At 63.7% G+C, this 12685-nt stretch carries 13 protein-coding genes; 2 read left to right on the forward strand and 11 right to left on the reverse strand.

Translation table 11 applies throughout. The features are described 5' to 3' along the window. Positions 1 to 91 precede the first annotated feature (91 nt). The 8 genes from AC56LK_RS01600 to rpsF form a co-directional block, all read right to left on the reverse strand. The gene (locus AC56LK_RS01600) at positions 92 to 2821 is read right to left on the reverse strand and encodes a bifunctional diguanylate cyclase/phosphodiesterase (RefSeq protein WP_497182815.1); all 2730 of its coding nucleotides are present in this window, start codon (positions 2819 to 2821) and stop codon (positions 92 to 94) included. 121 nt (positions 2822 to 2942) lie between these two features. Beyond that, positions 2943 to 3953, reverse strand: a complete 1011-nt coding sequence (locus tag AC56LK_RS01605; protein WP_497182816.1) for an inorganic phosphate transporter — start codon at positions 3951 to 3953, stop codon at positions 2943 to 2945. Between the two features lie 35 nt (positions 3954 to 3988). Next, positions 3989 to 4615, reverse strand: coding sequence for a DUF47 domain-containing protein (locus AC56LK_RS01610; RefSeq protein WP_436104941.1), 627 nt, complete (start codon positions 4613 to 4615; stop codon positions 3989 to 3991). 90 nt (positions 4616 to 4705) lie between these two features. After that, complete coding sequence (locus tag AC56LK_RS01615) at positions 4706 to 6091, reverse strand: replicative DNA helicase (protein WP_436104940.1); 1386 nt, start codon at positions 6089 to 6091, stop codon at positions 4706 to 4708. Between the two features lie 116 nt (positions 6092 to 6207). Then, the gene (gene rplI, locus AC56LK_RS01620) at positions 6208 to 6660 is read right to left on the reverse strand and encodes a 50S ribosomal protein L9 (protein ID WP_497182817.1); all 453 of its coding nucleotides are present in this window, start codon (positions 6658 to 6660) and stop codon (positions 6208 to 6210) included. Positions 6661 to 6699: 39 nt separating this feature from the next. Beyond that, positions 6700 to 6990 (reverse strand): 30S ribosomal protein S18, encoded by a 291-nt coding sequence (gene rpsR / locus AC56LK_RS01625; protein ID WP_379726590.1) that lies wholly within the window; start codon positions 6988 to 6990, stop codon positions 6700 to 6702. 36 nt (positions 6991 to 7026) lie between these two features. After that, positions 7027 to 7317: a primosomal replication protein N gene (gene priB, locus AC56LK_RS01630; RefSeq protein WP_497182818.1), complete on the reverse strand. Its 291-nt coding sequence runs from the start codon at positions 7315 to 7317 to the stop codon at positions 7027 to 7029. A 28-nt stretch (positions 7318 to 7345) separates the two neighbouring features. Continuing rightward, positions 7346 to 7738, reverse strand: coding sequence for a 30S ribosomal protein S6 (rpsF, locus tag AC56LK_RS01635; RefSeq protein WP_005666068.1), 393 nt, complete (start codon positions 7736 to 7738; stop codon positions 7346 to 7348). 267 nt (positions 7739 to 8005) lie between these two features. On the opposite strand from rpsF, the gene AC56LK_RS01640 reads away from it, so the two are divergent. Beyond that, positions 8006 to 8224 carry a DUF6289 family protein gene (locus AC56LK_RS01640; RefSeq protein ID WP_497182819.1) on the forward strand — a complete coding sequence of 73 codons (219 nt, stop codon included), beginning with the start codon at positions 8006 to 8008 and terminating at the stop codon, positions 8222 to 8224. A 155-nt stretch (positions 8225 to 8379) separates the two neighbouring features. Further along, positions 8380 to 9012, forward strand: coding sequence for a transcriptional repressor LexA (gene lexA, locus AC56LK_RS01645; RefSeq protein WP_497182820.1), 633 nt, complete (start codon positions 8380 to 8382; stop codon positions 9010 to 9012). A 51-nt stretch (positions 9013 to 9063) separates the two neighbouring features. On the opposite strand, the gene AC56LK_RS01650 is transcribed toward lexA, so the two are convergent. From AC56LK_RS01650 to purF, 3 genes are all read right to left on the reverse strand, one after another. Further along, entirely contained in the window at positions 9064 to 9798 is a 735-nt protein-coding gene (locus AC56LK_RS01650) for a tetratricopeptide repeat protein (RefSeq protein ID WP_497182821.1), read from the reverse strand. A gap of 102 nt (positions 9799 to 9900) precedes the next feature. After that, on the reverse strand, positions 9901 to 11139 hold the full coding sequence (locus AC56LK_RS01655) for a cystathionine gamma-synthase family protein (RefSeq protein ID WP_497182822.1): 1239 nt from the start codon (positions 11137 to 11139) through the stop codon (positions 9901 to 9903). A gap of 8 nt (positions 11140 to 11147) precedes the next feature. Then, positions 11148 to 12671, reverse strand: a complete 1524-nt coding sequence (gene purF, locus AC56LK_RS01660) for an amidophosphoribosyltransferase (RefSeq protein WP_497182823.1) — start codon at positions 12669 to 12671, stop codon at positions 11148 to 11150. Between the last annotated feature and the right edge of the window lie 14 nt (positions 12672 to 12685).

The raw sequence follows: 12685 nt of genomic DNA on the forward strand, positions 1-12685 counted from the left end.
AGGGCGGCAGCAGTGGCGGGAGCCACTGTGTAATATTACTACCAGCGTTAGCAAAAATGTAAAGGAACAAGCACAAGTGTGGCGTCTGCGCTCAGGATGCCGGCCATGCCGCCCAGGCCTCGGCGGGCGCGCGGTACTTTTCGGCGGGCACCGGGCGCGAGAAGAAATAGCCCTGCCCTTCGTCGCAGCCCAGGGTCTGGAGCAGCTGCATCTGCTGGCGGCTTTCGATGCCCTCGGCCACCACCCGCATGCCCAGTGCGTGCGCCATCGCGATCATCGAGGCGATCAGGGTGTCGCCCTCCGGGTGTTCGATCCGCAGCACGAAGGCGCGGTCGATCTTGAGCACGTCGAAGCGCATTCGCTGCAGCTGGGACAGCGAGGAGTAGCCGGTGCCGAAATCGTCGATGCACAGCTTGATGCCAAGCGCGCGCAGCTGGCCGAACACGGCGGACTCGCCGATTCCTTCCTGCATCATCGACGATTCGGTCACCTCGATTTCCAGCAGCGAGGGGGCGATGCCATGGCGCGCGATCGCACTGCGGAACTGGGTCATGACGTCGGACTGGCTGAACTGGCGCGGCGAGATGTTGACCGAAACCGGCACCAGGGGCGTGCCGTCGCGTCCCCAGCGGGCCAGCTGGCGGCAGACGCTGTCGATCACCTGTTCGCCGAGCCGGACGATCAGGCCGGTCTCTTCGAGCAGCGGGATGAAGCGGTCCGGCCCGGTCAGCCCCTTGCCCGGGCGCTCCCAGCGCACCAGCGCCTCCATGCTCGAGGCGGTGCCGGTGACCAGGTCGACGCGCGGCTGGTAGTGCACCACGAACTGCTGCTCGTCGAGCGCCTGCCGCAATTCCACCTCGGTCTCGAGCCGGGTACGGATGGCCTCGAAGAAGCGCGACTGGAAGAAGCAGAAGTTGCCCTTCCCTTCGGTCTTGACCGCGTACATCGCGATGTCGGCATTCTTGAGCAGGGTCTGGGCATCGTCGCCATGCTCGGGGAACAGGCTGATGCCGATCGAGGCGCCGAGCACATGGGTGGCATGCTGCAGGTGGAAGCCGTCACGGAAGGCGGCGAGCACGCGGTGGGCGACGTGCTCGACGTCCTCGAGGCCGCCGACCTGCTCCAGCACCACCACGAATTCGTCGCCGCCCAGCCGCACCACATGGTCGCGCGGCCGCATCGCGAGCTTCAGGCGCTTGGCGACGGTGCGCAGCAGCTCGTCGCCGGCCGCATGGCCGAGGGCGTCGTTGACGGTCTTGAAGCCGTCCAGGTCGATGAACAGCACCGCCAGTCCCTGCCCTCCCGCGCGCGCCCGGGAGATCGCCTGCGGCAGGTATTGCTGGATCCAGTAGCGGTTCGGCAGACCGGTGAGCGCGTCCGTCGTGCTGCTGCGTTCGAGCTCGGTCAGGTGCGCCTTGGACTCGCTGATGTCGCGGATCGTCACCGCCAGGTCGGTGCCGGCGCGCACCGCCTTGTAGCGGATCCAGCGCGCCTTCAGGGGCTGGTCGGGCGCCGCCGCCACCGGCAGTTCGCGGTCGTAGATGCCGGTGTCGAGCGCCTGGCACAGCCGCTCGCAGGACTTGCGGAACAGCTCGCCCTGGTAGAACTCCGACAGGCGGTGCCCGATCAATTCCTCGGGACGCTTGCCGAACATGGCGGCCCCGTGCTGGTTACAGTCGACGATCGAGAAATCGCGCACCACGTCGTGCAGGTCGCGCAGGGGGCGGTTGATGAAGAAGCCCTCGCCCGCGTCCTCGGTCGCCAGGCGGTAGGTGGCGCGGATCGACTCGACCTGGAACTGGCGCCAGCGCAGCTGCACGTACAGACCGGTGGCTATCAGTGCGGCCAGCAGGAAGCCGGCGCTGCTCCGCCAGGCGCCGGCCAGCTGCGCATCGCGGTGCGCAAAGTAAGGCGCCATGGCCGTGATCTCGTCGACCGCGACGATGCCGACCAGGTCGAGGTCGGGAAAGCGCCGCCAGGCGGTCACGCGGGCGCGTCCGTCGGCAAACCATGCGCGGCCGTCGAGGCGGGCCACGCCTTGCGCCTGGTCGGCGGGCATCGGTGTCAGCAGGAAAGGTGTCTTGTATGAATGGACGCTGGCGCCGTCGCGGCTGGCAAGAATGGCGCCGCTGCCGCGCGTCACCGCCACGAAACCATGCTCGCGCAGGATGGGCTCGGCGTAGTGCTGGGTGAAAAACGCCGGCAAGACGGTGATCAGGACGATGCCGTCGAAGCGCTCCTCGGGCGACAGCAGCGGGCGCGACAAGGCCACCACTTCGCGGCCGGTCAGCTGGCCGTCGAGCGGGCCGCTCAGGTAGAGCCGGTCGCCATCGGCACGCTGCTGCTCGATGAAGTAGGGCTTGTCGCCGAAATACCTGCCCACCGCGAACGGGTGCGTGCTGGTCGTCACGATCCCCTGGCGGTCGATCAGGGCGACGGCAGACATATACTGCTGGGAAAAAATTCCGGATTCCATGGTGCCTGCCAGGCTGCTGCGGTAGCCGGATGTGACCCAGTTGTGGCGCAGCAGCAGCAGCAGGCGGTCGGTCTCGGCGATCGAGCGCCGGGTGCGGGTGACCAGGCTCTGCGCATAGGCGTCGGCCTGCTGTTCGATCTCGGCCACGCGCTCGCGGCGCTCGAGCTCGATGTCGCGCAAGACGTAGCCCCACCAGGCGGCCGCGGCGACCAGGGCGGCCGCCGGCCAGACGAGCAGCATCGACACCCGCCGGCGCAGGAAGGCCAGGAAGGGGCGTAGCGGGCCGAGCGCCCCGAGACCGTTCGAGGTTCCGGCCGGCATGGTCTTGTCGACACGCGGATTCATTGAGCCTCCGGTACGGCATGGACAGCGGCGGATTCAGTATAACCCGCGGGACGGCGCCGCCAGTCCGCTACGGGGGCAAAAAAAAGCCCGGCAATGCCGGGCTTCCAGAGAGCAGACGCTCTTACATGATGTGGGTGCCGATCCACCAGGCGATCGCGGCCATGAAGGCCGATGCCGGGATGGTGAAGATCCAGGCCCAGACGATGTTGCCGGCCACGCCCCAGCGCACCGCCGACATCTTCTGCGAGGCGCCCACGCCGACGATCGCGCCGGTGATGGTGTGGGTGGTCGAGACCGGGATGCCGAAGAAGCTGGCCATCAGCAGGGTCATGGCGCCGCCGGTCTCCGCGCAGAAGCCGCCCACGGGCTTGAGCTTGGTGATCTTCTGGCCCATGGTCTTGACGATGCGCCAGCCGCCGAACAGGGTGCCGAAGGCGATCGCGGCGTAGCACGAGATGATCACCCAGGCCGGAGGCAGCGCATCGTCCGGGCTGGTGACGCCGGCGGCGATCAGCAGCATCCAGATGATGCCCATGGTCTTCTGGGCGTCGTTGCCGCCGTGGCCGAGCGAGTAGCCGGCCGCCGAGGCCAGCTGCAGGCGGCGGAACCAGACGTCCACCTTGCGCGGCGTCGACTTCACGAAGATCCATGAGACCATCAGCATGATGGTCGAACCCAGGATGAAGCCCATCAGGGGCGCGACGACGATGAACACCACGGTCTTGATCAGGCCGGCGGAGATCAGCGCGCCGGTACCCGACTTGGCCACCGCGGCGCCCACCAGGCCGCCGATCAGCGCGTGCGAGGACGAGGACGGGATGCCGTAGTACCAGGTGATGATGTTCCAGGTGATTGCGCCGACCAGGGCCCCGAAGATGACGTAATGGTCCACCACGTGCGGATCGATGGTGCCCTTGCCGATGGTCTGGGCCACTTTCATGCTGACCACGAAGATCGCGATGAAGTTGAAGAAGGCCGCCATCGCCACCGCGTGGTGCGGCTTCAGCACGCCGGTCGACACCACGGTGGCGATCGAGTTCGCCGAATCGTGGAAGCCGTTCATGAAGTCGAACACCAGTGCCAGCAGCACCAGCATGCCCAGCACGTAAATGCTGATGTTAATAGTTTCCATGTTTATTCTTGTTGTGCGCGTGGCGCTGTTGTCCGTTACGCGTTCTCGACGATGATGCCTTCGACGATGTTCGCCACATCTTCGCAGCGGTCGGTGACGGTCTCGAGGATCTCGTAGATGGCCTTCATCTTGATCAGGTTGCGCACGTCCGGCTCGTCGCGGAACAGCTTGGACATGGCGGCGCGCATGACGTGGTCGGCGTCCGACTCGAAGCGGTCGATCTCTTCGCAGATGGCGACGATCTTCTGGGCGTTGCCCATGTCGTGCAGCAGGCCGACGGCTTCCTGGACCTTCTTGCAGGCCGACAGGCACAGCTCGGCCAGGCGCGCGGCTTCCGGGGTCACCGCGTGCAGGTCGTACAGCGAGACGGTCTGGGCCGCGTCTTCCATCATGTCGAGGATGTCGTCCATGCGGGTGATCAGCTTGTGGATGTCGTCACGGTCGAGCGGGGTGATGAAGGTCTTGTGCAGCAGGTCGACGCATTCGTAGGTGATCTTGTCCGCCTGCTTCTCGATGCTTTCCACGGCGTGGGTGCGGTTTTCCAGGTCGTCGAAGTTGGTCATCAGGCCAACCATCTCTTGCGCACCCTTCACGCACAGTGCGGCGTGCTGGTTGAACAGGTCAAAAAACTTGCCCTCCTGGGGCATCAGGCGTCCAAACATATTGTTCTCCGTTGTGAATCTCTGGGGACTTCGAAACCGCTGCCACGGCTGGCAGCGGCGTAAGGTGGTGAATCCGCGGCTTGTTGAAACTTAATCGCCCTGGTAGACGCTCAGGTTGCCGCTGTAGTTGCCGAACTTGGTATAGGAGCCGATCCAGGTAAGGCGAATCGCCCCGATCGGGCCGTTACGCTGCTTACCGATGATGATCTCGGCGGTTCCTTTATCGGGCGAGTCGGGATTGTAGACCTCGTCGCGATACAGGAAGATGATCACGTCCGCATCCTGTTCGATAGCGCCGGATTCGCGCAGGTCGGACATGACGGGGCGTTTGTTGGGGCGCTGTTCCAGCGAACGGTTCAGCTGGGACAGTGCGATGACGGGGCAATGCAGTTCCTTGGCCAGGCCCTTGAGCGAACGCGAGATCTCCGAGATCTCGGCCGCGCGGTTGTCGCCCGGCTGGCTGCCCTGCATCAGCTGCAGGTAGTCGACGATGATCAGGCCGAGCTTGCCGCACTGGCGCGCCAGGCGTCGTGCCCGTGCGCGCATCTCGATCGGGTTCAGCGCCGGGGTCTCGTCGATGTAGAGCTGGGCATCATTCATTTTCTGAATGGCGTGCGTCAGGCGCGGCCAGTCCTCGTCGTTGAGGCGGCCGGTACGCAGGCGGTGCTGGTCGAGCTGGCCGACCGAGCCGAGCATACGCATGGCCAGCTGGGCGCCGCCCATCTCCATCGAGAACACGGCCACCGGCAGGCCGGCTTCGATCGCGACGTTCTCGCCGATATTGACCGAAAACGCGGTCTTGCCCATCGACGGACGGCCGGCGACGATGACCAGGTCGCCCGGCTGCAGGCCCGAGGTCATGCGGTCGAGGTCGATGAAGCCGGTCGGCACGCCGGTGATCTCGCCCTGGTTCTCGCGCGAATACAGCTCGTCGATGCGTTCGACGACCTGGGTCAGCAGCGGCTGGATCGGGTTCCAGCCCTGCTGGCCGCGGGAACCGGTTTCGGCGATCGCGAAGATCTTCGACTCGGCTTCGTCGAGCATCTGCTTGACTTCCTTGCCCTGCGGGTTGAAGGCATTGCCCGAGATCTCGTCGGCGACGGTGATGAGCTTGCGCAGGATGCCGCGGTCGCGCACGATCTCGGCATAGCGGCGGATGTTGGCCGCCGACGGCGTGTTCTGCGCCATCGCGTTCAGGTACTGCAGGCCGCCCACTTCCTCGGCCTTGCCGAGGTTGTTGCAGGCCTCGTAGACCGTGATCACGTCGGCCGGCTTGCCGGCGTTGATCAGGCGGACCATCTGTTCGAAGATGATGCGGTGGTCGTAGCGGTAGAAATCGTCCGCGTTCATGAAGTCGGCGATGCGGTCCCACGCGGCATTGTCGCGCAGGAGGCCGCCGATGACGGACTGCTCTGCTTCGATGGAATGCGGCGGGATGCGCAGGGAATCGACTTGCGGATCGGCTGGGGAATTCATGGCGGGCATTATACCTTTTCCGGTCACACGGCTGACATAATTGGCGAGAATTTCCGGCAATAAAAAAGCCGGGCGAACCCGGCTTTTTCATTTATACAACAACTGCTTACATCAAATTAAGCAGCTTCGCCGACGACGGCGATGGTGATTTCCGACACGACGTCGGTGTGCAGCGCGACGGCGACCGGGAATTCACCGGTGGTCTTCAGCGGGCCGGTCGGCAGGCGAACCTGCGACTTCTCGACCGGGAAGCCTTGCTTGCTCAGGGCTTCGGCGATGTCGAAGTTGGTGACCGAACCGAACAGACGGCCGTCCACGCCCGCCTTCTGGGCGATGGTGATGGTCATGCCGTTCAGCTTGTCGCCTTGTGCCTGGGCAGCGGCCAGCTTTTCGCCAGCTGCTTTTTCCAGTTCGGCGCGCTTGACTTCGAACTCGGCCACGGCGGCCTGGGTGGCGCGGCGCGCCATCTTTTGCGGGATCAGGAAGTTACGTGCGTAACCGTCCTTGACCTTGACGACGTCGCCCAGGTTGCCGACGTTAACAACTTTTTCCAAAAGGATAACTTGCATGTTCTTTTCTCCAGGATGTTCTGAACTGTACGACGCGAATTAAGCGTTGTGCAGGTCGGTGTACGGCAGCAGCGCGAGGTAGCGTGCGCGCTTGATGGCGGTGTCGACCTGGCGCTGGTAGTGCGCCTTGGTGCCGGTCAGACGTGCCGGCATGATCTTGCCGTTTTCCTGGACGAAGTCCTTCAGGGTGTCGACGTCTTTGTAATCGACCTGTTCCACGTTCGCAGCGGTGAAGCGGCAGAACTTCTTGCGCTTGAACAGCGGGTTTTGCTGTTTGCGCTTCTCTTTGAGCTTAGCTTTGTTTTTGTCGAACTTTTTACCGAATGCCATTTCGAGGCTCCTGTATCTAATCTAAATTGCGCTGCGTTATGCAGCACTGAAATCAATGATGTGAAACACCAAGGCTTTGCTGTTGCGGTTTTTCCTGGCCAGGAATCCTTCGAAGCGGTAGGCGGCACCGAGTTCGGCGCTTTCCAGCCTGCCTGAAATCTCGCCCGCGCCGAGCGCAGGGATTTCAAACGCGACCTGCCTTGCCACTCCGGCCTCTACCTGCTGCGAATCGTGCATCAGGATCGCGCCCACGATGGGGACGCCGGCCGGGGTATAACGCAGTACGTCACGCTCCGCGATGGTCGCGATGAGCTGGAACCGGTTCACTGCGCTCTATGAATTCCCGAGAAAAAACTCAGGCAGCTGCGGCCGGGGCAGCGGCAGGAGCTGCTGCTTCTGCGCGGTGGCTCTTGGCTGCGTCTTCGCGCTGGACCGACTTCATCATCGGCGACGGTGCGGTTTCGGCCTTCTTCATCTTGACGGTCAGGTGACGCAGGACGGCATCGTTGAACTTGAATGCGGTTTCCAGCTCGACCAGGGTCTCGTTGTCGCACTCGATGTTCAGGCAGATGTAGTGGGCTTTCGGCAGCTTCTGGATCTGGTAAGCCATCTGGCGACGGCCCCAGTCTTCCACGCGATGGATGTTACCGCCGCGGCTGGTCACCGTGGTCTTGTAACGCTCGATCATCGCCGGGACTTGCTCGCTCTGGTCCGGGTGGACGATAAAAACGATTTCATAATGACGCATGCAACACTCCTTAAGGACGTTTAAACAAATGCCCACCTCGGCGTCAAGACGAGTGTGGGAAGGGAAAGCCGGCTATCGTAACACGATCCCGGGCTCGAGGACAAGCGGAAGGGACCAAGTGCTGCAGTCCCGGCACCGCTATGCACATTGCATTAAATACAATAATGTGAATTTTCACCGGTCGATTGTTTCATATGGGGTGCTAGTATTTACTCGCCGGACAACGGTCCGAGCACATGAGTTACCTCAATAACGATCGGAGACAAGATGAAGTTGAAAAGGATTTATCTCGGCGTCGCCGCCATCCTCGTATCGGCGGCTGCCTACGCCTATCCTGGCTATACCACGACCCTGACCTATTATTCGGACGCGACCTACACGACTGAAGTGGGCACCCGCACCTTCACCTGCCAGGGCCGCTGGGTCCAGGTCGGCGAGCGCACCGACTTCGGCGTGGTCACCAACGAAGAAGCCTGCGGCTGGTAATCGCCCGGCCGGGGCCGCTGCTTGCAGCGACCCCGGCCCTGAGTTGAAAATCCAACGTCAACGAAGTTTTTCGAGAAAATTTCGGAATCCCCTTGCGTCTTGCGAAATACTGTATAAAAATACAGTCTGGTCATACAACTATCCAGCCGCACGACATGCTCAAGCTCACTGCAAGGCAAGAACAGATCCTCAACCTGATCAAGGAAGCGATCGAAAACACCGGCTTCCCGCCGACCCGCGCCGAAATCGCGGCCGAGCTGGGATTCAAGTCGGCCAATGCGGCCGAGGAACACCTGCAAGCCCTGGCGCGCAAGGGTGCGATCGAGATTTCGCCGGGCACCTCGCGCGGCATCCGCCTGGTCGGCGCCTCGGTCGAGCAGGTCCCCATGGTCCCGGCGGCCCTGATGATGTCGCTGCCGCTGGTCGGCCGCGTGGCCGCCGGTTCGCCGATCCTGGCCCAGGAACACGTCGAAGCCACCTATTCCGTCGATGCCGCCATGTTCTCGGCGCGCCCCGATTTCCTGCTGAAGGTCAAAGGCTGGTCGATGCGCGACGCCGGCATCTGCGACGGCGACTTCCTGGCGGTCAAGAAGATCGACAGCGCCAAAAACGGCCAGATCGTGGTGGCCCGCCTGGGCGAGGAAGTGACCGTCAAACGCTACCGCAAGACCGGCAACCTGGTCGAACTGCTGCCGGAAAACCCGGACTTCAAGGTGATCCAGGTGACGCCGGAAGACGAGTTCGCGCTGGAAGGCCTGGCCGTCGGCCTGATGCGCAGCTGGCACTGAGGCCTGCCATGAACGCTTCGGCGGCAAGCCGCCGAAGCGTTCAATCGCGTCTTATTGGATCTTCTTGTCCGCCCAGTGCGAATCCTTCTTGGCGGACTTCACCATCTTGTTGTGCTCCGCCACATAGGCCTCGGTTGCCGAGCGCCAAGCCGCGAAATCCGCCAACACCAGCTTCGAGCTGACTTTCGCTTCCTCGCTCAGGTTTTCCTGGAGCTGCTTCAGGTAGGCGGTCGACTGCTCCGTTTCTTCCTTGTTCATCAGCTTGGCGATATCCGCCGGGATACGCTGGGTCAGCGGCATGGCCGCGTTCAGGTTGGTCACGTATTTGTTGTAGCAGTCCTGCCATGACTGCACGGCCGCACCGATGCGGTCGATATCCGCGTTAACCTTCGACATCGCCGGAATGCGCGGCGTGGTGCAGCGGTATTCGCCCGATTTCAGGTCTTCGCCGTCATAGCCCTTGATCCAGTAATCGATTTCCTTGCGGCGCTTGACGCGCTGGTCCATCAGTTCCAGCGAGGCGACCGCGACCTTGTTGCCCTTGGCGGCAGCCTTCTTGAACAGCGCCTCGGCCTTGGCCTCGTCCACCTGCCCCGCTTCGCCGTACCAGTACATCTGGCCGAGGGCCTGTTGCGCCTCGGGATTGCCGGCATTCGCCAGCTTGGTATAGATCTTCAACGCACCCGCGTAATCCTTCTTCGCGAACAGGGCATTGGCGTCTTCCAGCTCGCCGGCAAAGGCGGCACCGCACAGCAGCAGGGATGCAAGGAACAGCTTGGTCTTCATGGGCAGGTGAGGAATAAGGAATAAGAAAGCCCATGATAGCGGTAATCGGCCGGCGTGCTCAACCGCTGAAACAAAACGGCAGCCCAAAGGCTGCCGGTGTCATTACGCGTCGAGCGCCTGGCGGAAGTCCGCCAGCAGGTCGTCGGTATCTTCGATGCCGACCGATACCCGGATCAGGGACTCGGCGATGCCCATGCTGGCGCGCCGCTCCGCCCCCATCTCGAAGAAGATCGTGTGCGCCACCGGGATCACCAGGGTACGGGTGTCGCCCAGGTTGCTGGCCGGGATGCCGAGCTTGAGGCGGTTCAGGTAGTCGAAGCAGTCGATGTCCTCGCGCAGCTCGAAACTCAACAGCGAGCCAGCCGCGCGGAACAGCTCCTTGGTGATGCCATGCTGCGGGTGCGAGGCCAGGCCCGGATAGTGAACGGCCGCCACGCGCGGATCGGCTTCCAGCATCTGCGCCAGCGCCAGCGCGTTGGCGCTGGTGCGTTCCATGCGCAAGGCCAGCGTCTCGGCGCCGACCGCGATATGGTGCGCCGCTTCCGGCCCGAGGGCAGCGCCGAAATCGCGCAAGGCCTTGGCGCGCAGCTGGGCCAGGCCCTGGTTGGCGGCCGGCTGCTTGCGGAAGTTCGCCGCGATGTTCGGGTAGGCGCTCCAGTCGAACAGGCCGGTATCGGTCAGGGCGCCGCCCAGCGCATTGCCGTGGCCGCCGATCGACTTGGTCAGCGAATTCACCACCAGGCCCGCGCCCACCGCCTTCGGGCGGAACAGGTAGGGCGTGGTCATGGTGTTGTCGACCACGTAGAGGATGCCGCGCTCGCGGCACAGCTGGCCGATGCGCGCCAGGTCGGCGACCTGGGTGCGCGGATTGGCGATGGTTTCGACGAAGACCATGCGCGTGTCCGGGGTCAAGGCCGCTTCGACATTGGCGACATCGGTCGCGTCGACGAAGTCCACCGCGACGCCCTGTCCCGCCACCGTCTGCCACAGGCTGTTGGTATTCCCGAACAGGAAGGAGGACGAGACGATATGGTCGCCCGCGCGCAGCAGCGCCTGGAACAGCGCGCCGATGGCGCCCATGCCGGTGGCGAAGCACAGGGTGCCGACGCCGTCTTCCATCTTGCTGATCTTGTCCTCGAGCGCGCTCACCGTCGGGTTGCCCTGGCGGCCGTAGCGGAAGCCCGGTTCCTTGCCCTGGAAGACCGCGGCCAGCTGGCGCGCATCGTTGTAGCCGAAGGCTACCGAGGTGTGCACCGGCTTGTGCAGCGAACCCTGCTCGACCGCCTTGCGGCGGTCGTTGTGCAGGATGGTGGTCGTGAAACCGTACTTCCGGTCGCTCATGGCTGGCCTTACTCCGCCGTCGCCGGGGTGTTGAGGTTCAGCTGGGTGCGCACCGGATCCTCGATCTGGTTCTGCTTCGGGTTATGGCGCGCGGTTTCCTGGCGGTCCAGGTATTCCGGGGTCACGTCGCCGGTCACGTAGACGCCGTCGAAGCAGGAAGCCTCGAAGTTCTTCAGGGCCGGGTTGACGTCCGAGATGGCGCGCTTGAGCGCATCCACGTCCTGGTAGACCAGGCGGTCGGCGGTGATCTCGGCGCAGACTTCCTCGACGGTGCGGCCATGGGCGATCAGCTCGTCGCGGGTCGGCATGTCGATGCCGTACACGTTCGGGTACAGCACCGGCGGCGCGGCCGAGGCGAAGAACACCTTGCGGGCGCCGGCGTCGCGCGCCATCTGCACGATCTCGCGGCTGGTGGTGCCGCGCACGATCGAGTCGTCGACCAGCAGCACGTTCTTGTCCTTGAACTCGGAGGCGATGGCGTTGAGCTTCTGGCGTACCGACTTCTTGCGCATCCCTTGCCCCGGCATGATGAAGGTGCGGCCGATGTAGCGGTTCTTGATGAAGCCTTCGCGGTACTCGACGCCGAGCTTCAGGGCCAGCTGGATCGCGGCCGGGCGCGAGGAATCGGGGATCGGCATGACCACGTCGATCTCGCCTTCCGGGATCTCCTGGCGGATCTTGTCGGCCAGGTATTCGCCCATGCGCAGGCGGGTCGCGTACACCGAGGCGCCGTCGATCACCGAATCCGGACGGGCCAGGTAGACGAATTCGAAGGCGCAGGGATTCAGCGACGGGTTCTCGGCGCACTGGCGCTCGTACAGCTTGCCGTCGTTGTCGATGAAGACCGCCTCGCCCGGCGCGATGTCGCGCACGAAGCGGAAGCCCAGGCCTTCCAGCGCCACCGATTCGCTCGCCACCAGGTATTCGGTGCCCTGCTCGGTTTCATTGATGCCGAGGCACAGCGGACGGATGCCGAAGGGATCGCGGAAGGCCAGCATGCCGTGGCCGGCGATTTGGGACACCACCGCATAGGCGCCGCGCACGCGGCGATGCACGGCGGACACCGCCTTGAACACCGCATCGGTGTCCAGATTGTAGCCGTCGGCCGCTTCCTGGATTTCGTGGGCCAGCACGTTCAGCAGCACTTCCGAATCGGAATCGGTGTTGATGTGGCGGCGGTCGTTGCGGAACAGCTCTTCCTTGAGCTCGGCCTGGTTGGTCAGGTTGCCGTTGTGGGCCAGGGTGATGCCGAACGGGGCGTTGACGTAGAAGGGTTGCGCCTCTTCCTCGCTCGACGAACCCGCGGTCGGGTAGCGGCAGTGGCCGATACCGGTATTGCCCTGCAGCGAGCGCATGTTGCGCGTGCGGAACACGTCGCGCACCAGGCCGTTGGCCTTGTACATCGAGAACATGCTGCTGTGATTGGTTGCAATGCCCGCAGCATCCTGTCCGCGATGCTGCAGCAGCAGCAAGGCATCATACAGAAGCTGGTTGACGGGATTGTTCGAGACGACGCCGACGATGCCACACATGGTGCGCTCCTAAA

Source organism: Telluria sp. ZB4P36, from assembly GCF_059685865.1.